Origin of the sequence: Soehngenia longivitae (assembly GCF_004684055.1) — a bacterium.
In the GTDB taxonomy this organism is placed as follows: Bacteria; Bacillota; Clostridia; order Tissierellales; family Tissierellaceae; genus Soehngenia; species Soehngenia longivitae.
In genome coordinates this window covers 1-23161 of record NZ_SRIB01000002.1, presented here as the reverse complement: position 1 = coordinate 23161, position 23161 = coordinate 1, and the positions used below count along the sequence as shown (strand labels likewise).

25 protein-coding genes are annotated in these 23161 nt (G+C 31.6%); 11 read left to right on the top strand and 14 right to left on the bottom strand.

Translation table 11 applies throughout. The features are described 5' to 3' along the window. Nucleotides 1-66 precede the first annotated feature (66 nt). The 14 genes from E4100_RS01700 to rpmH form a co-directional block, all read right to left on the bottom strand. Entirely contained in the window at nucleotides 67-585 is a 519-nt protein-coding gene (locus tag E4100_RS01700) for a DUF4446 family protein (RefSeq protein WP_135270231.1), read from the bottom strand. A 10-nt stretch (nucleotides 586-595) separates the two neighbouring features. Further along, complete coding sequence (locus tag E4100_RS01695; RefSeq protein ID WP_135270229.1) at nucleotides 596-1738, bottom strand: aminotransferase class V-fold PLP-dependent enzyme; 1143 nt, start codon at nucleotides 1736-1738, stop codon at nucleotides 596-598. Nucleotides 1739-1846: 108 nt separating this feature from the next. Beyond that, a complete protein-coding gene (locus E4100_RS01690; protein WP_135270227.1) occupies nucleotides 1847-2485 on the bottom strand; it encodes a cyclodeaminase/cyclohydrolase family protein in 639 nt (212 codons plus the stop codon). Nucleotides 2486-2499: 14 nt separating this feature from the next. Beyond that, nucleotides 2500-3396 (bottom strand): PhzF family phenazine biosynthesis protein, encoded by an 897-nt coding sequence (locus E4100_RS01685; RefSeq protein WP_135270225.1) that lies wholly within the window; start codon nucleotides 3394-3396, stop codon nucleotides 2500-2502. Between the two features lie 32 nt (nucleotides 3397-3428). After that, nucleotides 3429-4289, bottom strand: coding sequence for a ParB/RepB/Spo0J family partition protein (locus E4100_RS01680; protein ID WP_135270223.1), 861 nt, complete (start codon nucleotides 4287-4289; stop codon nucleotides 3429-3431). Between the two features lie 11 nt (nucleotides 4290-4300). After that, nucleotides 4301-5071 (bottom strand): ParA family protein, encoded by a 771-nt coding sequence (locus E4100_RS01675; protein WP_135270221.1) that lies wholly within the window; start codon nucleotides 5069-5071, stop codon nucleotides 4301-4303. A gap of 103 nt (nucleotides 5072-5174) precedes the next feature. Then, entirely contained in the window at nucleotides 5175-5888 is a 714-nt protein-coding gene (gene rsmG / locus E4100_RS01670; RefSeq protein ID WP_135270219.1) for a 16S rRNA (guanine(527)-N(7))-methyltransferase RsmG, read from the bottom strand. Then, complete coding sequence (gene mnmG, locus E4100_RS01665) at nucleotides 5878-7785, bottom strand: tRNA uridine-5-carboxymethylaminomethyl(34) synthesis enzyme MnmG (RefSeq protein WP_135270217.1); 1908 nt, start codon at nucleotides 7783-7785, stop codon at nucleotides 5878-5880. The genes rsmG and mnmG overlap by 11 nt, the downstream gene beginning before the upstream one ends. A gap of 14 nt (nucleotides 7786-7799) precedes the next feature. Continuing rightward, on the bottom strand, nucleotides 7800-9167 hold the full coding sequence (gene mnmE / locus E4100_RS01660) for a tRNA uridine-5-carboxymethylaminomethyl(34) synthesis GTPase MnmE (protein WP_135270215.1): 1368 nt from the start codon (nucleotides 9165-9167) through the stop codon (nucleotides 7800-7802). A gap of 90 nt (nucleotides 9168-9257) precedes the next feature. Further along, nucleotides 9258-9887 carry an RNA-binding cell elongation regulator Jag/EloR gene (jag, locus tag E4100_RS01655; RefSeq protein WP_135270213.1) on the bottom strand — a complete coding sequence of 210 codons (630 nt, stop codon included), beginning with the start codon at nucleotides 9885-9887 and terminating at the stop codon, nucleotides 9258-9260. Continuing rightward, entirely contained in the window at nucleotides 9884-10603 is a 720-nt protein-coding gene (locus E4100_RS01650) for a YidC/Oxa1 family membrane protein insertase (RefSeq protein ID WP_135270212.1), read from the bottom strand. The genes jag and E4100_RS01650 overlap by 4 nt, the downstream gene beginning before the upstream one ends. 20 nt (nucleotides 10604-10623) lie before the next feature. Further along, on the bottom strand, nucleotides 10624-10839 hold the full coding sequence (gene yidD / locus E4100_RS01645; protein WP_209315219.1) for a membrane protein insertion efficiency factor YidD: 216 nt from the start codon (nucleotides 10837-10839) through the stop codon (nucleotides 10624-10626). A gap of 4 nt (nucleotides 10840-10843) precedes the next feature. After that, a complete protein-coding gene (rnpA, locus tag E4100_RS01640) occupies nucleotides 10844-11182 on the bottom strand; it encodes a ribonuclease P protein component (RefSeq protein ID WP_135270210.1) in 339 nt (112 codons plus the stop codon). A gap of 48 nt (nucleotides 11183-11230) precedes the next feature. Next, the gene (rpmH, locus tag E4100_RS01635) at nucleotides 11231-11365 is read right to left on the bottom strand and encodes a 50S ribosomal protein L34 (RefSeq protein WP_135270208.1); all 135 of its coding nucleotides are present in this window, start codon (nucleotides 11363-11365) and stop codon (nucleotides 11231-11233) included. Between the two features lie 535 nt (nucleotides 11366-11900). Here rpmH and dnaA point away from each other — a divergent pair. The 11 genes from dnaA (at nucleotide 11901) to E4100_RS01580 (ending at nucleotide 22891) form a co-directional block, all read left to right on the top strand. Then, nucleotides 11901-13229, top strand: coding sequence for a chromosomal replication initiator protein DnaA (gene dnaA / locus E4100_RS01630; protein WP_135270206.1), 1329 nt, complete (start codon nucleotides 11901-11903; stop codon nucleotides 13227-13229). A gap of 161 nt (nucleotides 13230-13390) precedes the next feature. Continuing rightward, on the top strand, nucleotides 13391-14500 hold the full coding sequence (gene dnaN, locus E4100_RS01625; RefSeq protein WP_135270204.1) for a DNA polymerase III subunit beta: 1110 nt from the start codon (nucleotides 13391-13393) through the stop codon (nucleotides 14498-14500). A gap of 11 nt (nucleotides 14501-14511) precedes the next feature. Beyond that, on the top strand, nucleotides 14512-14718 hold the full coding sequence (gene yaaA / locus E4100_RS01620) for a S4 domain-containing protein YaaA (RefSeq protein WP_135270202.1): 207 nt from the start codon (nucleotides 14512-14514) through the stop codon (nucleotides 14716-14718). A gap of 32 nt (nucleotides 14719-14750) precedes the next feature. Continuing rightward, on the top strand, nucleotides 14751-15857 hold the full coding sequence (gene recF, locus E4100_RS01615) for a DNA replication/repair protein RecF (RefSeq protein WP_135270200.1): 1107 nt from the start codon (nucleotides 14751-14753) through the stop codon (nucleotides 15855-15857). A 15-nt stretch (nucleotides 15858-15872) separates the two neighbouring features. After that, nucleotides 15873-17789 (top strand): DNA topoisomerase (ATP-hydrolyzing) subunit B, encoded by a 1917-nt coding sequence (gyrB, locus tag E4100_RS01610; RefSeq protein ID WP_135270198.1) that lies wholly within the window; start codon nucleotides 15873-15875, stop codon nucleotides 17787-17789. Nucleotides 17790-17798: 9 nt separating this feature from the next. Next, a complete protein-coding gene (gyrA, locus tag E4100_RS01605) occupies nucleotides 17799-20219 on the top strand; it encodes a DNA gyrase subunit A (RefSeq protein ID WP_135270196.1) in 2421 nt (806 codons plus the stop codon). Nucleotides 20220-20238: 19 nt separating this feature from the next. After that, nucleotides 20239-20571, top strand: coding sequence for an STAS domain-containing protein (locus E4100_RS01600; RefSeq protein ID WP_135270195.1), 333 nt, complete (start codon nucleotides 20239-20241; stop codon nucleotides 20569-20571). After that, nucleotides 20561-20923 (top strand): ATP-binding protein, encoded by a 363-nt coding sequence (locus E4100_RS01595; protein ID WP_135270193.1) that lies wholly within the window; start codon nucleotides 20561-20563, stop codon nucleotides 20921-20923. Before E4100_RS01600 ends, E4100_RS01595 begins: the two co-directional genes overlap by 11 nt. Nucleotides 20924-20938: 15 nt before the next feature. Beyond that, nucleotides 20939-21721, top strand: a complete 783-nt coding sequence (locus E4100_RS01590) for a SigB/SigF/SigG family RNA polymerase sigma factor (protein ID WP_135270191.1) — start codon at nucleotides 20939-20941, stop codon at nucleotides 21719-21721. Nucleotides 21722-21810: 89 nt separating this feature from the next. After that, on the top strand, nucleotides 21811-22008 hold the full coding sequence (locus E4100_RS01585; RefSeq protein WP_135270189.1) for a hypothetical protein: 198 nt from the start codon (nucleotides 21811-21813) through the stop codon (nucleotides 22006-22008). Between the two features lie 7 nt (nucleotides 22009-22015). Continuing rightward, nucleotides 22016-22891: a DUF4846 domain-containing protein gene (locus E4100_RS01580; RefSeq protein WP_167792042.1), complete on the top strand. Its 876-nt coding sequence runs from the start codon at nucleotides 22016-22018 to the stop codon at nucleotides 22889-22891. Nucleotides 22892-23161 lie beyond the last annotated feature (270 nt).

Below are 23161 nucleotides of genomic sequence, written 5' to 3'. Positions count from 1 at the left end.
GTTTTTTATCTTGTTTTTTGGTTTATTTTACCTCTTTATATCTTCATCGCCTGATATGTTTCTGAATTATTTAAATCCGATTTCTTTCTCTCCTCTTATTGCTCTATCTATTGCTATCATCTCTTCAGGAGATAACGGAACATTCGATTCACCATTTTTTATCGGTTTTGCAAAACTAACAGACTTTTCTCTCCCATATATACTTGTCAAAACAAACCCATTGTTGTATTTATCTAATAACGCAATTGAAAAACTAAGTTCACTTCCCATGTCAGCAAAAGCATTGTATCTTAAAAACCCAATCTTTTGAAGTGCAAATGTTAAATTTGTCTCTACAGTAAGTAAATTATTTTCAAGTTCCTTTAATTTTGAATTTATGTCATTTATATCAGAATTGATATGTATGAAAAGCTCTTCAAAATTTACTCCAGTTAGCCCTTTTGTGAGGGATTGATACTTTTCCCTCTCTTTTTTTATCCTATTGTTTTGTACTAAGACAATGATAAATAATACGGCTGTAAAAAAAGTTATTCCTAATATAATATATGTTGTATAATCTTCAACTAGTTTTAAAAATTGTTCCATTCTATCACCCTTATATTTGTTTAGTAATTTCGAATATTGCCCTTATTAAATATTCTACTTCTTCTTCTGTATTAAAAGGACCAAAACTAAATCGAACTGCTCCTTGCTCCATTGTGCCTATAGTTTCATGTGCAAGTGGTGAACAGTGAAGCCCTGGTCTTACATATATATCGTATCTATCATCTAATATATATGATATTTCAGATGAGTCCATATCCATTATATTAATTGGAACGACACCTACCCTTTGTTTTATATCAGTAGGACCATATATTTTAACCACTTCTATTTTCCTCAATTCTTCGATGAAAAATTTTGAAAGTTCTTCTTCCTTTTTTCTTATGTTTTCTATACCTGTTTCTAATATATAATTTAAGCCTTCTTTAAGCCCTACGATACCTGGCATATTCAATGTGCCACTTTCAAATTTATCTGGCATTATCTCAGGTTGGTAAATTGAATAAGATTCACTCCCTGTGCCACCTTGTATGATTGTATCTGTTCTCAAGCCGTCTCTTATGAATAATCCCCCTGTCCCCTGTGGACCCAATAGACCTTTGTGGCCGGGAAAAGCAAGGAAATCAATATTGGTTTTATTTACATCTATTGGAATAACACCAGCTGATTGGCTTGCATCAACAAGAAAAAGTATACCTTTTGATTTAGCTAATTCTCCTACTTCTTCAATGGGCATTATCGTACCTGTAAGGTTTGATACATGTGTCATTGCAATCATCTTAGTATTTGTCCTTATGGCTTTTTTTATACTATCTGTTGATATAGATCCATTTTCATCTGCATATACTATTGTATTTTCTACACCGAGTAGTTCTAAATGTTTTATTGGTCGAAGCACTGAGTTATGCTCCATAGATGTAGTTATTACATGGTCTCCTTCTTTTAAAGTTCCTTGTATGGCCATGTTAAGTGCTGTAGTGCAATTGGGCGTAAAAATTAAATTAAAGCAATCCTCAATATGAAAGAACTTGGAAATCAAAACCCTAGCATCATAAACCTCCCTATTTGCTTTAAGTGCCATTTTATGTCCAGATCTTCCGGGATTTGCTGCATATTCTTTCATTGCTTCGTAGACTTTATCGTAAACTCTATCTGGTTTTGGAAAAGTTGTTGCTGCATTATCAAAATAGTACATTTTCTTCACTCCTATGAGAGAATATCTTTATTTTATTCTAACACCCTTTTCTCCTATAAACAACATAAAACTACCTCTAATCGAAATTCATCGACTAGAGGTATTAACTTAACTCAATCTTTTATATACAATTCCAAGAATTTCTTCCTTTAGTTCTTTTCCTTTTTCCAAGCTCTCTTTAACTGCTTTTTCAATTTTTTCTCTATATTCTTCATCTTTTATACTTTTTAAGTTTATAGTAACGTTGAAAAGTGCGCCTTCTAATCCTGAATATGCGAGTAAAGTACCGACTCCTACATCGGTTATTGCATTTACATTTCCGTATTCTGCAAAGACCTTTTGTAAATTTAAAGTTTCTAAACATTTTTGAGCACATTTAAGTGGCACTTCTAGAGCTTTTTTATAACCTAATTGTATTTTTTCTGATCTTATTTGTTTCTCTTCTTCTGTAGATTTTGGAAGTTTAAATGCTTTCATTACATCATCAAATGCAGTGGAGTCCTCATCTATTATTGAGAGAAGATCATCTATTAAAAAACTTAATTTTTCTTGATTTATTTCTAACAAAGTTCTTTTTTCTTCTGGAATTTCCTCATATTTCCCTTTTCCTATCGTTAGATTCCCAACCATATTTGACAAAGCTGCGCCTAAACTACCAGCAAGGGCAGAAACACTACCTCCGCCTGGTGTCGGATTGTCACTTTTCACCTCATAGATAAAATCTTTAACACTTTTTTCAATCAACATATTATCCCTCCGTATTAAAATTTAATAATTCCCTCTATTACTTTTACAGCACTTCCTCCTACTTTTACTCTAAAACCTTCTTTGCTTTCTTCAATAAAACATTCTATTATACTTGGCCTGTCCAAAATATAACCTTGACTAACTTTTAAAGTATTTCCTTTTAAAAATCCATTTTTCTTCAAATAATATATAAGTGCTCCATTCGCAGTTCCTGTAGCAGCTTCTTCATCTATACCTACTGCAGGTCCAAAGTTTCTAGCATAGGCTTTTGAATTATCTTTTTCATCTAAAGTAAATGCATGCAATCCAACTACTCCAAGTTCTAATGAATAATCTTTTAATTTTCTTAAATCTACATTCATATTATCTAATATAACTTTACTCCTTATAGGGCATATTATGTCTTTTAAACCCGTTGAAATGATCTCTGGTATGGCAGTTTCTCCATTGATTCCAATATCTTCTTCATTAATGTTCAAAATTTCAGATAGCTTTGATATGTCATTTATAACCCCAAAGCTTTCAGGTTTTTTTTGCTCCATAACTACTGAGATTGGGAGAAAATTATCATACATTATATCAACTAAAATATCGCCTATCTTAGTATTAAAAAGGATTGATTTTGTTCCCTCTTTTATGTTAGCAATGTAGCCCTCGCAAGCCAATAAAAACACCGCTCCTATTGTAGCATGACCACAGAGGTCCACTTCACACTCGGGAGTGAAATACCTTACTTTATATTTCTCTTTTTCAACTTCAGTTACAAATACAGTTTCGGAAAGATTCATTTCTTTAGCAATCTGTTGCATTATACTGTCTGATAGCTTTTTATTTGATATGACTACTCCGGCAGGGTTTCCCCCAAAAGCTCTGTCTGTAAATGCATCAATTTGAAATATATTTAGTTCCATATCATCACCTCCAAAATGTTCCACGTGGAACATTACTTTATAATCAAGTCTACAAGCCTATCTAGATCATCTTCATTATAAAATTCTATTTCAATAGTTCCTTTAGCTTTGGTTTTGTTGATAGTTACTTTAGTTCCTAAGTTTGTGATGAGCCTTTCTTCAACTTCTTTTATATAAAGGTCTTTATCTTTGTTTTTTTTGATTTTCTTTTTTTTATCTATTAGTTCCTCAGTCTTTCTAACTGATGAATTAGTCTTAACTATATTAAGAGCCTTTTTATATTGAGCATCTTTGTCTTTTATCCCTAGTAAAACCTTCCCATGTCCTGTCGTTAAATCGTCATTTTTAATAAATTCTATTACTCTTTCGTCTAGGTTTAATAGCCTTATAGTGTTCGCCACATAAGACCTACTTTTCCCGATCGCTTTAGCTAATTCTTCTTGAGTTAAATTGTACTCATCAATTATCCTTTTATAGCCGTATGCCTCTTCTATAGGATTTAGATCCTCTCTTTGAATATTTTCAATTAAAGCTATTTTAGAGGCAGTAATTTCATCTATTTCTCTCACAATGCAAGGTATCTTTTTTAAATTGGCTATCTTAGAAGCACGATATCTTCTTTCTCCAGCTACAATCTCATAATATTCATTTTTCTTTGCAACCAGCAAAGGTTGAAGTACACCATTTTCTTCAATTGATTTTGCTAAGCTTTCTAAACTCTCTTTATCGAATTTCTTCCTTGGCTGATCCTCTTTTGGTCTTATCTTATCGATATCGAGTTCTAAAATTTTAGTGTCATTTCTTGATATGTCATTGATTAAATTGTCAACTCTTTCTTTGTCTTGTATAAGTGCAGAAAGTCCTTTCCCAAGTCCAGTCCTTTTTTGAACCATTAGTATCACCTCTATCTTTCATCTTGCATATCAAGAAACTCATTTGCTAACTCTAAATAAGATTCAGCGCCCTTTGATTTAGCGTCATAGTCGTGAACACTAATTCCATATGATGGAGATTCAGCAAGTCTTACATTTCTCGGTATGATACTAGTGAATACTTTCCCTTTGAAAAATTTCTTTACTTCTTCTACTACTTGAATTGATAGGTTTGTTCTGCCGTCAAACATGTTTAAAACAACGCCTTCTAATTCTAGATTAGGATTTTGATTTTTTCTAACCAGCTCAATTGTTTTAAAAAGTTGGCTTACTCCTTCAAGCGCATAATACTCACATTGAATTGGAATGATTACGCTATCAGCAGCAATCAAGCCAATAACGCTCAATATGCCCAATGAAGGTGGGCAATCTATAAAGCAGAAATCGAACTCTTCTTTAATACTCACTAATACATTTTTTAATGTGTTCTCCCAATCATCGACTCTAGCCAATTCAATTTCCACTCCTGCGAGTTCACTGTTGGAAGGTATAATGCTCACATTTTCGGCAGATGTGGCTTTTACAGCTTCGGCTATGCTCACTTTTCCAGTAAGGCAGTCGTAGATTTGAACATCTACATTGTCCTTATCTATCCCTAATCCACTTGAAGAGTTCCCTTGTGGATCTAAATCTACAAGCAGCACTTTTTTTCCGAGTTTACCTAGACCTGCTGACAAATTAATGCTGGTTGTGGTTTTGCCTACCCCACCTTTCTGATTAAATATGGCGATTGTTTTACCCATACGAAACTCACCTCAAATTCTATTTACTTATATGATATCATACTAAAAAAATAAATAAACAAAAAATGTTCCACGTGGAACATTTTTGTCTTGTTTATTTATTTTACAACGGATTTTTCTTTGGTTTTCCTTGTTGTCTTGGGTATTTATTTGGAGTTTGCTTAACTTTTTTTATCATTATCAATGTATGAGTTATATCCAGATATGGTAGTTTTATTTCTTTTATGCTTTCAAGTTCTCCTCCTAGTATATCAATTGCATTTTTGGATTCTTCTACTTCTTCTTTGACATCTGGTCCTTTCATCGCTATAAAATAACCGCCAACTTTTACAAATGGCAAACAATATTCAGAGAGTGTATTTAAACTTGCTACCGCTCTAGACACTGCTATATCATATTTTTCTCTGTGTTCGTTTGCTATTCCAAGTTCCTCTGCTCTTTTGTGTATTGTTTTCACATCTGATAAATTTAAGTTTTTTATAACTTCATTTAAAAATATGATCCTCTTGTTTAAGCTATCCATCAGAGTCATATCTAACTCTTCATTGTATATCTTCAGTACAAGTCCAGGGAATCCTCCACCAGTGCCTACATCAATTACTCTTTTTTTATCATCAAATAATTTTGTATTGATTAGGCTTAAGCTATCGCAAAAATGCTTTATATATATCTCGTCTTCTTCAGTGATTGTAGTAATGTTAAACTTCTCGTTCCATTCAACTAACATATCTTTATATATTTCATATTTTTGTAAAGTATCACAATCTAAAATAACACCTAATTCTTTTAGAGAATCAGTAAATACACTATTTGTCAAGTCTTCCCCTCCTTTTAAGTTGTTCTAAATGAATTAACAAAACATTTATGTCCGAAGGAGATACACCAGAAATCCTTGATGCTTGTCCTATCGACTCTGGTCTGATTTTTTCAAGTTTTTGTAGTGCTTCTGTGCTTAAGCTTTTTACTTGTTTATAGTCTATGTCCTCAGGTATTGCCTTGTTTTCCATTCTTTTAAACTGCTCAATTTGTGACATTTGCTTTTTAATGTACCCTTCGTACTTTATCTCAATTTCAACTTGAATTCTGATTTCTTTAGGCAAATCTGGTCTATCTGGGTCTAATTCTTTTATGGAATCGTAACTCAACTCTGGCCTTTTTAGAAGATCATATAAGCTCACACCTGTCTTTATAGTGTTATTTGTGAGTTGGTATAAAAATTCATTTACTTCCTTTGTAGGTGTTACAATTACTTTTTTCAATCTATCTAATTCTTCATTCACAAGTCTCTCTTTTTCTAAGGTCTTCTCATATCTTTCTCTTGAAACTAATCCTAACTCATAACCTTTTTTTGTCAATCTCAAATCGGCATTGTCTTGTCTTAGAGTTAGCCTATACTCCGCTCTTGAAGTCATCATTCTATAAGGTTCATTAGTTCCTTTAGTTACTAAATCATCTATTAATACACCTATATAGGCTTCAGATCTATCAAGTATAAAGGGTTCTCTACCCAATACGTTTAAACTTGCATTTATCCCTGCCATAAGCCCTTGAGCTGCTGCCTCTTCATAGCCACTTGATCCATTTATTTGACCTGCGAAAAATAAATTTTTGATTTCTTTATGCTCTAAAGTCCTCTTTAACATAGTTGAATCGATTGCATCATATTCTATTGCATATGCAGTTCTCATAAATTCGACTTTTTCTAGCCCCTTTATGTTTTTATACACTTCTATTTGCACTTCCTCTGGAAGAGAAGAGCTCACACCCTGCACATACATCTCTTTAGTATCAAGTCCCTCTGGCTCTATAAAGACTTGGTGCTTCTCTTTATCAGGAAATCTCACTACTTTATCCTCTATAGAAGGACAATACCTAGGGCCAACTCCTTCAATAAGTCCAGAAAACATAGGGGATCTATCTATATTTTCTCTTATTATTTCGTGTGCTCTTTCACTTGTATAAGTTAAATAGCAGGATACTTGCTTGACGTTAAAATCTTTACCCATGTTCATAAAACTAAATGGAATGATCTCCTCATCCCCAGGTTGTTCCTCCATCACACTAAAGTCTATACTGTCTCTATCAACTCTTGCAGGTGTACCTGTCTTCATTCTCCTTAAGAAAAATCCCTTTTCTTTCATAGCTTTTGAAAGTATTATCGAAGGAAATCTCCCATCTGGACCTGATTCAAAATTAACTTCTCCTATATAAACTCTTCCTCCTAAATATGTTCCAGTTGCTATTACACATGATTTTGTATAATAAACTGCTCCGGTTCTCGTTACTACTCCTCTGATCTCATTATTTTCAATGATTAAATCTACTACCTCTGCCTGTCTCAATGTCAAGTTCGGTTCATTTTCAAGGGTTTTCTTCATTTCGGTATGATACTTCTTCTTATCCGCTTGAACCCTCAATGAGTGCACAGCAGGTCCTTTAGATAGATTTAACATTCTACTTTGAATAAAAGACTTGTCAATATTTAAAGCCATTTGTCCGCCTAAAGCATCTATTTCTCTTACTAGATGCCCTTTTCCAGTGCCTCCAATATTTGGATTGCACGATAGTGCTGATATAGCATCTAAGCTAATAGTCAATATGAGAGTTTTAAGCCCCATTCTTGCACTAGCTAAAGCAGCCTCAACTCCCGCATGTCCTGCTCCTACTACAACACAATCATATTCTCCTGCATTATATCTAATATCTTCTTGCATTTTCTCCCCAACCTTTACTTTCCAATACAAAATTCACTAAAAATCTTATCTAGGATATCCTCAGTTATTGATTGTCCTGTAATTTGACCTAAGCTCTCCCATGCGTCTTTTATGTCAACTTCCAAGCAATCTATTGGCTCATTAAGAGCTATTTCCTCTTCTAATTCCAATATGCTTTTGTATGCTTTCAATAGCATATCTTTATGCCTTATATTAGTTAAAACAACTTCAGATTCAATCTTTATGTCCTCTTTGTAGAACATATCTTTTATAGTCTCTATTAACTCTTCTATACCTACTCCTGTGGTTATTGAAGAATTGATAATTCGTGCATTTGGAAAATTTTCTATGAAATAATTTTCATCAAGTTTTTTTTCTAAATCAGATTTATTTAACATGATTATGATTTTTTTATCTCTTACCAATTCCATTATTTTCTTGTCTTCATCAGTTATATCAGATGATACATCAAACAATGATATGACTAAGTCTGCTTTATTTATCGTCTCTTTTGTCTTAAGAACCCCAATCTTTTCTACATAATCTTCGGTTTCCCTAATTCCTGCAGTGTCTATGAGCTTTAGTGGTATTCCGTCGATATTTATATATTCCTCAATTATATCTCTTGTAGTTCCGGGAATATCTGTAACTATAGCCCTATTCTCCTTTAATATAGCATTTAATAAAGAAGATTTTCCCACATTTGGCTTGCCTAGTATCACTGTATTTAAACCATCTCTTAAGATCTTCCCCCTGTCAAAGCTATCAATGAGTTTTTTTATCCTCTCTTCTGCCTTTTTTGAATCTTCTAACAAAGTCTTATGCGATATCTCTTCTACCTCATCTTCGGGAAAATCAATATTAGCTTCTATAAATGCCATCATCCTCATCAATATATCTTGTATTTCTAAAACTTGTTGTGTTATACTTCCTTCAAGTTGTCTTAGAGATACTTCATAGCTTTTTTCAGATTTTGCCTTAATAATATCTATGACTGCCTCTGCTTGAGTTAAATCCAATCTCCCATTCAAAAAAGCTCTTTTTGTGAATTCCCCTTTTTCAGCAAGGCTTGCACCTTTTTTTAAACACAGTTCAAGAATTTTCTTAACTGGAATTATTCCTCCGTGTGAATAAATCTCAACCATGTCCTCTCTTGTATATGTGTTTGGTGCTTTCATAAACGCTATTAAAACCTCATCTAAGACTTTTCCATCATCAACAATATGTCCATAATGAAGCTTTTTATTTTCAAATTGAAAGTTTTCTCTTGTGCTTTTAAAAATTTGTTTTCCTATATATAAAGCATCTTTGCCACTCATTCTGACGATGCCTATCCCTGCTTCTCCAACTGCTGTTGATATTGCAGCAATTGTATATTCCATAAAATCACCTCAAAAATTATATACTTATTTTATTGTTATCATTATACATTTTTTAGAGATTAAAGTAAAAAAATAAAGTCCAACAGGACTTTATTTTTTATAAGTTATTACAACTCTCCTATAAGGCTCACTACCCTCTGAATAAGTAGTAACTCCATCAAAATTTTGAAGAGTTTCGTGAATTATCCTTCTTTCATAAGGGTTCATGGGTTCAAGCTTTATTGGTTTTTTATAAGTCAACACTTTCTTTGCCATTTTATTTGCGACATTTACTAATGTTTCTTCCCTTTTCTTACGATAATTATTTGCATCTACTACGGTCTTATAAAAATTATCTCCATTCTTATTTACTGCTAAATTAAGAAGGTATTGGATAGCATCAAGTCCACTGCCTCTTTTACCGATTAAAACTCCTATATCGTCTTCAGATAAGTCAACAATATCTACTTTTATAATATCATCGTCTAAAGTCACGATACAATCGGCAACAAACCCCATCCTTTTTAAAAGATTGTCAATAAAATTTCGGGCTATTTCCTTAGGATCATCTTTCTTTGTCACTTTGATTTTTGCTTCTTTTCCACCAATAATTCCGAATAAACCCTTTGTAGGTTCCTCAAGTATTTCTACTTCAACCTCATCTTTTGTAGCATCTAACTCAATTAGTGCTTCTTTTAGGGCATCTTCTATGGTTTTGGATGTTTTTATAACAAATCTCATTTTTTTTGCCCCCCTGCTTTTTTAACAGATCTGTTGACTATAAGCTGCTGAATGATGCTAAATATATTACTTATTACCCAATAAAGAGCAAGTCCAGCTGCAAAACCTCTTGCTGAAATAAATATGATAAATGGCAACATGATATTCATTATCTTTTGCGTAGATTGTGTAGATGGATCAGCGTTAGGATTAGCTGACATCATAGTTATGCTTTGAACATACGTTGTTAATCCTGCCAAAAGTGGCAATCCCCATAAATAAGGATCAGACAAGTCTAGATTACTAATCCAAAAAAAGTTCTTTGCCATGCTTTCATACATTCCAGGATCAGTAAAAGCATATGTAGCTGGATCTCTAAATACTGCAAAAAAAGCGAAAATGATTGGCATTTGAATTATCAAAACTAAACACCCTGAAGCAGGATTGTACTGATGCTCTTTATATAGTTCCTGCATTTTTACCTGCATTGTTTTAGGATCACTCTTGTATTTTGTTTGTATTTCTTTTATTAATGGCTGAAGTTCAGTCATTCTTCTACTCGAATTAATCTGTTTAAGACTTATAGGCAATAATATAAGTTTAAATATAATAGAAGTTATTATAATAGCGATTGCGTAATAAGATATATATGATGGTTCACTAGGTAATACGCTACTTACAAACGTATATACATATCTTAGAATAGATCCCATGATATTTCCAAGAAAATTAATCATTTATTCAATAAACCCCCTGTTCATTTAAGCGGGTCATATCCTCCTTCATGAAATGGATTGCACTTTAGTATTCTTTTTATGCTAAGATAACTAGCTTTAAAAAATCCATATTTTTGATAAGCTAAAAGTGAATACTCAGAACAAGTAGGATAAAACCTGCAGTGGCTGCCAACTAATATATATTTAGATATATAGTTTTGATAAAATTTGATAAGGTAAATCATTATTTTTTTCACAAAATCACCTTTTTAATATACCTGCTAAATTGTAAATGTGCTCTACCGATTTTTTTAATTCTTCAAAAGATAAATCTACTGTGTTTTTTTTAGGTATCAAAACGATATCATAGCCCTCATGTATATAAGATAACAATTCTTTGTTGATTTCTCTTACTCTTCGTTTTATTTTATTTCTAACAACTGCTTTCCCAAGTTTTTTAGTTACAACTATTCCAAACCTTGTGTAATTTAAATCGTTTTTCTTTACATACAATGTGAAATTTCTATTCCAGTAGTTTTTACCCCTTGAATAAGCCTTTTTGAATTCTGTACTTCTTCTAATTCTGTGTTTTTTTTCCATAAAAATGAATCACCTTTGGCCTTTAATAAAAGGCCACTAATTAGCGGCCTAAGCGGAAAGCACCTTTCTTCCTTTTCTTCGTCTAGCTTTTAATACTGCTCTACCTGATCTGGTCTTCATTCTCTTTCTAAAACCATGTTCTTTACTTCTTTGTCTTTTCTTAGGTTGATATGTTCTTTTCATATAAAACACCTCCTTTATGTACTATAACAAATATATTAAATTACACTATTTATTTCATAGCATAAAACACTACCTTAAATTATATGTATAAGGTAGGGGCATGTCAAGAAATATAATTATCTAAAACTATTATACACCTTTTCAACTAAAAAAACGATTATTTATAAATAATAATCCACAATGCTGTAGATAATTTTTAACATCCTGTGGATAATTTTATTGAATGTGGGTCTTATTTTTGATATTATATATTTAGTGTTAATAATTTTATAAATTTGTGGATTATTTAAAGTTATACACATTTTGTGGATAGTTTGTGCATAACTTTAAATAATTCATCTAATTTTTATTTCAAATCTTTAATTTTTAAACTAAGTTATCCACAGATATTCTTTGTTAATTATGTGGACAATTTAATTTTTATTCATAAATTGTCTTTTATCCACAAGATGTTGATGTTTTATCAACATTATCCACAAAGAGAATAGTTTTTAAATGTGTTGTTGATAATGCAAAATTTAGGAGGTAATAATCGATGAATTTATCATTGACTGATCTATGGGAAGAGGTGCTGAGTCTAATAAAAGTAGAATTGACTGAAGTTAGCTTTAACACTTGGCTTAAAACGATAAATCCTATTTCTCTTAGTGATGATGAAATAACTTTAGCTGCTCCAAATGATTTTACAAAAGGCATATTGGAGGGAAGATACTTAAATTTAATTAAAAATGCAATTAAAGAAGTATGCAAAAAAGATTATAAAATAAATTTTATAGTACCTGGAGAAGAAATAAATATAAAAATATCTTCAAATGAAAAAAAAGTAGTGGAATCTGAATTTAAAACTCAATTAAATCCAAAGTATACTTTTTCTACTTTTGTCACTGGTAAAAGCAATGAATTTGCTCATGCTGCTTCTCTTGCTGTAGCAGAGGCTCCGGCACAAGCCTACAATCCTCTATTTATATACGGTGGAGTAGGTTTAGGCAAAACCCATTTAATGCATGCAATCGGACATTACATATTAACTCAAAATCCAAAATCTAAAGTAGTATATGTATCAAGTGAAAAATTTACAAATGAGTTGATAAATTCAATAAGAGAGTATAGAAACGAAGAATTCAGAAACAAGTATCGAAATGTAGATGTATTATTAGTAGATGACATTCAATTTATAGCAGGGAAAGAAGGGACGCAAGAAGAATTTTTCCATACTTTCAATGCTCTACATGAAGCCAATAAGCAGATTATAATCTCAAGTGATCGTCCTCCTAAAGAAATACCTACATTAGAAGATAGACTTAGATCAAGATTTGAGTGGGGTTTAATAACAGATATCCAACCTCCTGATTTTGAAACGCGAATTGCCATATTAAAAAAGAAAGCAAATATTGAAAATCTCACAATACCAGATGAAGTTTTTCATTTAATTGCAAATAACATTCAATCAAATATAAGAGAATTAGAAGGAGCACTCATAAAAATAGTTGCTTATTCTTCACTAACAGGTAAATCTATAACTGAAGAATTAGCTGAAGAGGCTCTTAAAGATCTCGTGAACACAAATAAAAAGAAAGAAATTACTGTTGACTTAATCAAAGACATGGTATCAAAAGAATTTAACATTAGAATTGATGATTTTGATTCTAAAAAAAGAACAAGGGAAATAGCTTTCCCTAGACAGGTAGCAATGTATTTAACCAGAGAACTTACAGATTTATCTTTGCCTAAAATTGGTGATGAATTTGGTGGAAGAGATCACACCACAGTAATTCACGCTTATGATAAAATAACAAATGATATGAAAAACGACATGAGCCTAAAGATAAAAATCGAAAAAATAATAGAAGAATTAAAAAAATAACTTGTTGATAGTTTACAATATCTTTTAACTTTATCCACATGTTATTAGATTGTGTTTTTTATAAGATTTCAATTGAAAAATGACTTATCCACATATCAACATGTACTACTACTATTACTACTAATGTTATTAATTCTAATATACTAAAAGGAGGAAGTACTTTGAAATTTAGAGTGCAACAAAATGAATTAAATAAACACTTAAACATAGCACAAAGAGGGATCTCAAATAGATCAACTTTACAAATTCTAGAAGGAATACTTATAGAAGCAAAAGACAATAAACTAAAATTGACATCAACAGACTTAGAAATAAGTATAGAAACTACATTAGATGCTAATGTAATAGAAGAAGGGAAAGTCGTAATAAACTCAAGAATAATCGGAGATATTGTTAAAAAATTACCGAATGATGAAGTGTTTTTTGATATAGTAAACAACAAAGTAAATATAAAATGTCAAAAATCCGATTTTAATATAATTTCAAATCCTGGGGATGATTATCCTGAATTACCTATTGTCATTGAAACTTCTAAATTTGATATTCCTCAAAATATATTAAAAACTGCTATAAGACAGACTTCGTTTACCACTTCTCAAGATGAAAGCAGAGCTGTTTTAACAGGAGTGCTGTTTGAAATAGAAGATGGAATACTTACATTTGTATCACTTGATGGATATAGACTGTCTATGAGAAAAGAAAATATAGGTGTAAAAGAAAGCTTAAAATTAATTGTACCTGCAAGAGTATTAAATGAATTAAATAAAATTATTGAAGACAATGATGAACCTATTTCACTAGCAATAGCAAATGGACAAATCATATTTACATTAAAAGATACTGTAATATACTCAAAATTATTAGAAGGACAATTTTTCAATTATAAAGATATAGTTAGAACAAATCACAATACTACAGTATTGGTAAATAGAAAAAATTTACTTGATTCTTTAGAAAGGGCAAGTTTATTAGCTAGAGAACAGAGAGCGAACTTGGTTAAATTATCCATTACAGACGACTATTTATCAATCAAATCAAATTCAGAAATTGGAGATGTCTTTGAGGAAATAGAATTGATAAAAAAAGATGGAGAAGATGTGAACATAGCTTTTAACTCTAGATATTTAATGGATGGAATAAGAGTTATCGACAGTGATGAAATAGAACTCAATTTTGTGTCAAGTCTAAATCCATGCATCATGAGAGCAAAAGATGATGAAAAATACATTTACTTAGTACTACCAGTAAGACTAGCGCAAGATGACTTTTAAGAGGTGAAAATATGGAGAAAGTAAGTATAAATACAGAATACATTAAATTAGAGCAATTATTAAAATTAGCAAGTGTAACTCAAACTGGTGGGGAAGCGAAGTTAATGATAAAAGAGGGCTTAGTTAAAGTAAATGGAGAAGTTTGCACTCAAAGAGGAAAAAAATTAAGAATTAACGACAAAATAGAAGTAAATGGTAAAATATATGTTGTGGTATAATTAATTGTGCTTATAAATAGGGAGTGTATTTTTTGAATATATACGAGCTTAAGTTAATAAATTTTAGAAATTACTACGACTTAAAAATTGAATTTTTCCCAGGTATAAATATTATTTATGGAGACAATGCTCAAGGAAAGACTAACCTTTTAGAAGCTATAAATTTAATTTCTACAGGAAAGTCCTTTAGGACAAATAGAGAAAAAGAGATGATCAACTTCAATAAAGACAAAGCATATGTTGGTGCAAAAGTATTTGGAGAAAATTTCGAAAAATTAATAGAAATAAAATTAGACAAAAATGAGGTAAAAAAACAGAGAATAAATGGAAAAGAAGTAAAAAGCCAAAAAGAATTATATGACAGCTTTAAAGCTGTTATATTTTCTCCAGATGACATAAATCTAATCAAAGATGGACCGAATATAAGAAGAAATTATATTGATAATTTAATAATAAATCTTAAACCAACTTATCAGTACAATTTGAACAGATATAATAAAATAATATTTCAAAGAAACAATTTATTAAAATCTAATTATTTAAATTTAGATAAAAACTTAATAGATATATTCAATTTACAATTATCTAAATTGGCAAGTCTTATAATTTTAGAGAGAATTTCAATTTTAAAGAAAATAGATAAAATTTCTAAGGTAATTCATTCTAATTTTACAGCAAATGCCGAAGAAATATGTTTTCAATACAATTCTACTGTCGAATTCAATAAAGAAGATGCAAAAGAAATACAGGAAAGTACATTAAATATGTTGAGAGAAAATGAAAAAAAGGACATAGAAGCAAAGACAACTCAAATTGGTCCTCATAGAGATGATATCTTAATAAAGATAAATGATAAAGAGATAAGGGCATTTGGTTCACAGGGTCAAAAGAGGTCAGCAGTGCTTACTATGAAACTTTCTGAAGTAGAATTGATAAAGAATGAAACTAATCATTACCCAATACTCTTATTAGATGATGTTTATTCTGAATTAGACCAAAATCGAAAAAATTATTTAAGCAGGCTGTTTAAAAATGTCCAAACTTTTATAACCACGACTGATGTAGATAGCATTGGAGATTTATCAAACTTAGACATAGTAAAGATACAGATTAAAGATGGGAAATATGTTAAAAGATAGTATGGAGGGAAATACATGACGATAGATAATAACGGAAATAATAGGCATTATACCGCCAATGAAATACAGGTTTTAACAGGACTTGAGCCTGTAAGAAAAAGACCTGGTATGTATATAGGCTCTACTGGTCCAAAGGGACTTCATCATCTTGTCTATGAAGTAGTAGATAACAGCATAGATGAGGCATTAGCTGGAATTTGCGACACTATAGAAGTGATAATTCATGAAGATGGATCAGTTTCTGTAAGAGACAACGGAAGTGGAATACCCGTAGAAACACACCCACAAACAGGGAAATCAACAGTAGAAACAGTTTTAACTATACTTCATGCAGGAGGTAAATTCAATAACTCAGCCTATAAAGTATCAGGAGGATTACACGGAGTAGGAGTATCAGTAGTAAATGCACTTTCAAAGTGGCTGATTGCAAAAGTCAGAAGAAATGGAAAAGAATACATGCAAAAATTCGAAAGAGGTATAGCTGTAACAGAACTTACTGAAATTGGTGAAAGTGATGAGACTGGTACAACTATACATTTTTTGCCAGATGACGAAATATTTGAAACTGTAGAATTCAATTTTGAAACATTGGAACACAGATTTAGGGAAATGGCTTTTCTAAACAGAGGAATAAAAATAACTTTAGAAGATAAAAGAAATGATTTTAAAAAAGAATTTCATTACACAGGTGGAATAAAGTCATTTGTGGAATACATCAATAAAAATAAAAATCCTCTACACAAAGAAGTCATTTATTTTGAAGAAGAAAAAGATTTAGTGACAGTGGAATTAGCGATGCAATACACAGACTCATATTCAGAAACCATGTTGACATTTGCAAATAACATCAACACAATAGAAGGTGGAACTCACCTTGCTGGCTTTAGATCCGCATTAACTAGAAGCATAAATGACTACGCAAGAAAGTTTAACTATTTAAAGGAAAAAGATGAAAATCTTTCAGGTGATGATGTAAGAGAAGGATTGAGTGCAGTTTTATCAGTAAAACTACCAGAGCCACAGTTCGAAGGGCAAACAAAAGCTAAACTTGGAAATACTGAAGTGAGAGGGATAGTAGATACTTTAACATATGAACATATATCAAGCTATTTTGAAGAAAATCCTAAGACAGCTAAAATCATATTAGAAAAAGCTATAAATTCTCAAAGAGCAAGAGAAGCAGCCAGAAAAGCAAGAGATTTAACACGAAAAAGAAGTGTGTTAGATAACACAACTTTACCTGGAAAATTAGCTGATTGCCAATCTAATGACCTAAATGAAACAGAAGTATTTTTAGTAGAGGGGGATTCTGCTGGAGGAAGTGCAAAACAAGGAAGAGATAAGAAATTCCAAGCGATACTTCCATTGAAAGGTAAGATAATGAATGTCGAAAAAGCAAGACTCGACAAGATACTCGGATATGAAGAGATAAAAGCGATGATAACTGCTTTTGGAACTGGTATCGGCGAAGATTTCAACATAGAAAAATTAAGATATGGTAAAATAATCATAATGACAGATGCCGATGTAGACGGTGCTCATATTAGAACACTTTTATTGACTTTCTTTTACAGATACATGAAAGACCTAATCGAAAAAGGTCATGTTTATATAGCACAACCTCCTTTGTATAAAGTTAGCAAAGGAAAGACTGAGCATTATTGTTATTCAGATAAAGAGTTAGAAAAATATCTAAATGAAATTGGAAGAGGAAATTACACAATACAAAGATACAAAGGTCTTGGGGAAATGAATGCAGATCAGCTCTATGACACTACAATGGATCCTAATAACAGGATTCTTTACAGAGTTTCGATAGAAGATGCAGTAGCTGCAGATGAGATTTTTACAACACTCATGGGAGATAAAGTCGAACCAAGAAGAGAATTCATCGAACAAAACGCTAAATATGTCAAAAATCTTGACATATAGGAGGTAAATATGGAAGAAAACAAAGAGAACTTAATTGATATAAATATAGAAGATGAGATGAAAAACTCTTATCTAGATTATGCTATGAGCGTAATAGTAAGTAGAGCGTTACCTGATGTAAGAGATGGACTAAAACCTGTTCACAGAAGGATACTCTACGCAATGAGCGAACTCAATCTTTCATCTGACAAACAGTACAGAAAATCAGCCAGAGTAGTAGGGGATGTACTTGGTAAATACCATCCACATGGGGATTCTTCAGTATATGGTGCAATGGTTAGACTAGCTCAAGATTTTAACACAAGATATCCTTTAGTAGATGGCCATGGTAACTTCGGAAGTGTAGATGGAGATGGAGCGGCAGCAATGAGATATACCGAAGTAAGAATGACACCTTTAGCTATGGAGATGTTAAAGGATATAGAAAAAGAGACTGTAGATTTCATGCCAAATTTTGACGAAACATTAAAAGAACCAGTTGTATTGCCAAGTAAATTTCCAAATCTACTAGTAAATGGTTCATCGGGAATTGCAGTAGGAATGGCAACAAACATACCACCCCACAATTTAAAAGAAGTAATAGATGGATTGATTATGCTCATCGACGATGAAGAAATAAGTATTGATGACTTGATGAAAGTCATAAAAGGACCCGATTTTCCTACTGGTGGGATAATCATGGGCAAAGAGGGAATAAAGAGATCTTTCAAAACAGGTAGAGGAAAGTTAACTATAAGGGCTGTAGCTGAAATAGAAGAAAACTCTAAAGGTAAAAGAAGCATAATTGTAACAGAAATACCTTATCAAGTTAATAAGTCAAATCTGATTGAAAAAATAGCAGAATTAGCTAGAGATAAAAAAATAGAAGGCATTTCAGATTTAAGAGACGAATCAGATAGAGAAGGCATGAGAATTGTCATAGAACTTAAAAGAGATGCTAATCCAAATGTAGTACTGAACAATCTGTATAAACACACTCAAATGCAAATAACTTTTGGAACTATAATGCTTGCATTAGTAAATGGAGAGCCTAGAGTATTAAATATAAAAGAAATATTAAAATACTATATCAAACACCAAGAAGAAATCATAAGAAGACGAACCCGTTATGATTTGAGAAAAGCAGAAGAGAGAGCGCATATTGTTGAGGGTTTGAGAATTGCATTAGATCACATTGATGAGATAATTAAGACGATAAGAAATTCAGCAAACGATCAGAAAGCCAAAGAAAGTTTAATGAATAAATTTTCTCTTTCAGAAATCCAAGCTCAAGCTATTTTGGACATGAGGCTTAGAAGACTTACTGGTCTTGAAAGAGAAAAATTAGAAGAAGAATATGAAGATTTAATAAAGAAGATAAATTCATATAAAGAGATATTAGCTAATGAGAGATTAGTGTTAGAAATAATTAAAAAGGAACTCATTGAAATACGAGATAAGTATTCTGATCATAGAAGAACTAGAATTATGGCATCTAAAGAAGAGATAAGCATGGAAGATATGATACCCGATGAAGATGTAGTAATAACACTCACTCACTTAGGGTATGTCAAGAGGATGCCTGAAGGCACCTATAAACCTCAAAAAAGAGGAGGAAGAGGAGTAATAGCGCTTACAAAGAAAGATGAAGATTTTGTTGAAGACCTATTTATAACTTCGACTCACAGCACATTGTTGTTCTTCACAAATAAGGGGAGAGTGTATTCTTTAAAGGCATATGAAATTCCTGAAGCTAGCAGACAAGCAAAAGGAACTGCAATAGTAAATCTGTTAGACATAAATCAAGATGAAAAAATTACAGCCGTCATACCGATAGAAGAGTTTAGAAAAGATTTAAAACTCATGATGATAACTAAAAAAGGAATTATCAAAAAAACTGATCTTGTACAATTTAACAATATTAGAAAAAGTGGTATGATAGCTATATCATTAAAAGATGAAGATGATTTAATAAGTGTAAAACTTCCAAAAGAAGAAGACGAAGTCATAGTAGTCACTAAAAAAGGCATTGCTATAAGATTTAGTCAAAAAGATGTAAGAACAATGGGCAGAAATGCAATGGGAGTAAAAGCAGTAACCTTAAATGAAAATGATGAAGTAGTATCAATGGAAATTGCAGAAGATAGTAAATATCTATTAGTAATCACAGAAAAAGGATATGGGAAAAGGACTCCTTTAACTGAATATAAAACTCAAAGAAGAGGAGGCAAAGGGATAAAAACTTATTCCATAAAAGCAAAAACTGGAGATATAGTATCCGCAAAAGTAGTAAACAGTCAAGATGAGATAATGATTATTTCATTAAAAGGAACAATTATAAGATTGCAAATAGATGATATATCGATCATGGGAAGAAGCACTCAAGGAGTTACACTGATGAAGATGAACGACGATAGAGTAGTAGCATTAGCAAAATATGTCGAAGGATAAAGACAAGGAGGGTAAATAAATGGCTTTGCAAACCAAAGTAGAATACAACTATGATGAAGAAAAGTGGGTATTCAAGCCTATTGGAGAGATTGATATTTACACATCTAATGAATTTAGAGACAATGTATTAAAAGCTTATGAAAAAAAGAATGCAGATTTAGTGATAGATGGAGAACATTTAGAGTATATCGATTCTACAGGACTTGGAGCACTGATAGGATTATTGAAGATCATGCAAGATACTCCCTATAAAATATATATTGAGAACATAAAACCAAATATTCGAAAATTATTTGACATCACAAAATTGGACAGCTTGTTTATCTTTAGAGGTGAAAGTGATGAACAATGATACTTTAAAACTAATCGTACCAAATAAAAAAGACTATTTAAGCATAATTAGACTTACAGCATCTGCCATCGCTAGTAAATTGGGATTTAACATTGAAGAAGTAGAGGACGTAAAGGTATTGATGGGAGAGGCTAACATAATAACACTCTGCTCTGATAACACTAATCAACTTGAAATAGAATTTAATATCAAAGAAAAAGCTTTAGAAATACTAATAGAATTAGATGGTGAAATAAATAAAGAAATTTTAGATAAAAAAGAAGTGGTTATGAGTAAGATGATAATCGAATCTCTAGCAGATGAAGTAGAATACTCTAAGAGTTCTATAAGATTAACTAAATTAATTAATTAGCAAGGATGGTATCCTATGAACCATAATGGATCAAAAAAATATAAAAATCATAATAAAGAGGACACTAAAGAATTATTTAGGCGCTACAAAGAAAATCCAACTAAAGAGATTAGGGACACTCTCATAGAAGAGCATCTATATATAGCTGAAATTCTAGCAAAGAAATATGCAAATCGCGGCATAGAATACGATGACATATTTCAAGTAGCAAGCATTGGTTTAATCTATGCAATAGATAGATACGATATTGACAAGGGATATGAATTTTCAAGTTTTGCAACTCCAACGATAATTGGAGAGATAAAAAAGTACTTTCGTGATAAAGGCTGGACGATTAGAGTACCCAGAAGAATACAGGAACTATCTAAAAAAATAAACTTAGCAAAAAATGAGTTAAGCCAAGAATTGCAAAGAGTTCCAACAATTGAGGATATAGCAAAGTATTTAGGCATCACAGAAGAAGAAGTTTTAGAGACTATGGAAGCAAGTAAAGTTTATACACCTCAGTCTTTAGATGTAACTTATGACTCTCAAAGCGAAGACAAAGAGGTCAATCTAGCTGAATTGATTGGAGAAGAAGACTATTATTTTGATAGAATTGAAAACAATGATTTTCTCATGAGAAGTATGGAAAAATTAAACGACATGGAAAAAGAGATATTGGTAGAGAGATATTTCAATAAAAAAACTCAAGTAAGCATCGCAAAAAGCATGAATATTTCTCAAATGACCGTTTCGAGAATTGAAAAAAGAGTATTGGAAAAATTAAAAAAAGAAATCGAAAAAACAATGAATTAAATAAAGGCAGCTACAGTTGTTATTACTCTGTGGTTGCCTTTGTTATTTAGGGTATATTATTTGATAACAAAAGGTAAAGGAGGATAAAGATGTACGATTTTGATGAAGAGATAAATAGAAAAGATACCAATTCTACAAAATGGGACAATTGCAAAGAGGTTTTTGGAAGAGATGACATCATACCTATGTGGGTAGCTGACACTGATTTCAAAGCACCCAAAGAAGTAATCGAAAGCATAAAAAAAAGAGCAGACCACGGGGTATTTGGCTATACATATAAGAGGTGACTCTAAAATGAGAAAAAGAATCCTGCTTTTAATTTTGGTAATGTTTGTTTTAACTAGCTGTGATAGTGTAGATAACAATGTTAAAATAAAAGAGACAGAAAATAAAATAATCATCGATGAAAAGGCTGTTGAATTGGTAAATAAAGAGGCTAATATCATATTAGAAAGATACAATACCCCTGAAGGATTTCAAAGAATAGATGTCGAAGATGGTAGCTTTGGAGAATTTTTAAGAAAACAAAAATTAAAACCTTATGGAGAAAAAGTATTGTATTATGACGGCAGAGAGAAACCTTTTGGAAACGTCTATGACAGTGTTTTAGATGTAGAGATAGGAGATAGAGATCTTCACCAATGTGCCGATGCTATCATGCTTCTAAGAGCAGAATACTTTTATTCTACGGGACAATATGAAAAAATAAAGTTTAATTTTGTGTCAGGGTTTGAGGCCAAATACAGTGAGTGGATGAATGGCGCAAGAATAAAAATAGACGGAGAAAATGTAAGTTACTATAACGCAACTGAGCCTTCAAACACGTATGAAGATTTTAGAAAGTTTATGGACATTGTATTTGCATACTCAAGTACTCTATCATTAGAAAAAGAATTAGAAAGTATAGACATAGATGAAATGTCAATAGGAGATGTATTTATCGAAGGAGGAAGCCCTGGGCATGCAATAATCATAGTAGATGTGGCAGAAAACGAAAAGGGAGAAAAGATATTTTTATTAGCACAATCATATATGCCGGCTCAACAAACTCAAATTTTGTTAAATCCAAATGATGATAAAATAAATCCATGGTATTCATTAAAAGGATATGATAAACTAGTCACACCACAATGGACCTTTGAATTAGATCAGTTAAAAAGATTTAATTGAATAAATATGTTCAAAAATACTGATATTCACGAATAAAGAAAAATAATAAAAAATTTAAAAAAGGTATTGACACAAGATATTGAAAGATGTTATACTAACAAAGTCGCTGAAAGAGCGGCAATGAACCAAGAAAACTAAACAGTGTGAAACTTTGAATAAACTACAAAGTTAATTTTAAAAAAGAAACAAAAATAAGTAATTGAGCTAAATCAAACTATTAAATGAGAGTTTGATCCTGGCTCAGGACGAACGCTGGCGGCGTGCCTAACA

Bases quoted from the DNA above. Each gene is read 5' to 3' on its own strand.
- E4100_RS01700 (WP_135270231.1), bottom strand. From the start codon at position 585: ATGGAACAATTTTTAAAACTAGTTGAAGATTATACAACATATATTATA.
- E4100_RS01695 (WP_135270229.1), bottom strand. From the start codon at position 1,738: ATGTACTATTTTGATAATGCAGCAACAACTTTTCCAAAACCAGATAGA.
- E4100_RS01690 (WP_135270227.1), bottom strand. From the start codon at position 2,485: ATGTTGATTGAAAAAAGTGTTAAAGATTTTATCTATGAGGTGAAAAGT.
- E4100_RS01685 (WP_135270225.1), bottom strand. From the start codon at position 3,396: ATGGAACTAAATATATTTCAAATTGATGCATTTACAGACAGAGCTTTT.
- E4100_RS01680 (WP_135270223.1), bottom strand. From the start codon at position 4,289: ATGGTTCAAAAAAGGACTGGACTTGGGAAAGGACTTTCTGCACTTATA.
- E4100_RS01675 (WP_135270221.1), bottom strand. From the start codon at position 5,071: ATGGGTAAAACAATCGCCATATTTAATCAGAAAGGTGGGGTAGGCAAA.
- mnmG (WP_135270217.1), bottom strand. From the start codon at position 7,785: ATGCAAGAAGATATTAGATATAATGCAGGAGAATATGATTGTGTTGTA.
- mnmE (WP_135270215.1), bottom strand. From the start codon at position 9,167: ATGGAATATACAATTGCTGCAATATCAACAGCAGTTGGAGAAGCAGGG.
- jag (WP_135270213.1), bottom strand. From the start codon at position 9,887: ATGAGATTTGTTATAAAAACATCCAAAACCATAGAAGATGCCCTAAAA.
- E4100_RS01650 (WP_135270212.1), bottom strand. From the start codon at position 10,603: ATGATTAATTTTCTTGGAAATATCATGGGATCTATTCTAAGATATGTA.
- rnpA (WP_135270210.1), bottom strand. From the start codon at position 11,182: ATGGAAAAAAAACACAGAATTAGAAGAAGTACAGAATTCAAAAAGGCT.
- rpmH (WP_135270208.1), bottom strand. From the start codon at position 11,365: ATGAAAAGAACATATCAACCTAAGAAAAGACAAAGAAGTAAAGAACAT.
- dnaA (WP_135270206.1), top strand. From the start codon at position 11,901: ATGAATTTATCATTGACTGATCTATGGGAAGAGGTGCTGAGTCTAATA.
- yaaA (WP_135270202.1), top strand. From the start codon at position 14,512: ATGGAGAAAGTAAGTATAAATACAGAATACATTAAATTAGAGCAATTA.
- gyrB (WP_135270198.1), top strand. From the start codon at position 15,873: ATGACGATAGATAATAACGGAAATAATAGGCATTATACCGCCAATGAA.
- gyrA (WP_135270196.1), top strand. From the start codon at position 17,799: ATGGAAGAAAACAAAGAGAACTTAATTGATATAAATATAGAAGATGAG.
- E4100_RS01600 (WP_135270195.1), top strand. From the start codon at position 20,239: ATGGCTTTGCAAACCAAAGTAGAATACAACTATGATGAAGAAAAGTGG.
- E4100_RS01595 (WP_135270193.1), top strand. From the start codon at position 20,561: ATGAACAATGATACTTTAAAACTAATCGTACCAAATAAAAAAGACTAT.
- E4100_RS01590 (WP_135270191.1), top strand. From the start codon at position 20,939: ATGAACCATAATGGATCAAAAAAATATAAAAATCATAATAAAGAGGAC.
- E4100_RS01585 (WP_135270189.1), top strand. From the start codon at position 21,811: ATGTACGATTTTGATGAAGAGATAAATAGAAAAGATACCAATTCTACA.
- E4100_RS01580 (WP_167792042.1), top strand. From the start codon at position 22,016: ATGAGAAAAAGAATCCTGCTTTTAATTTTGGTAATGTTTGTTTTAACT.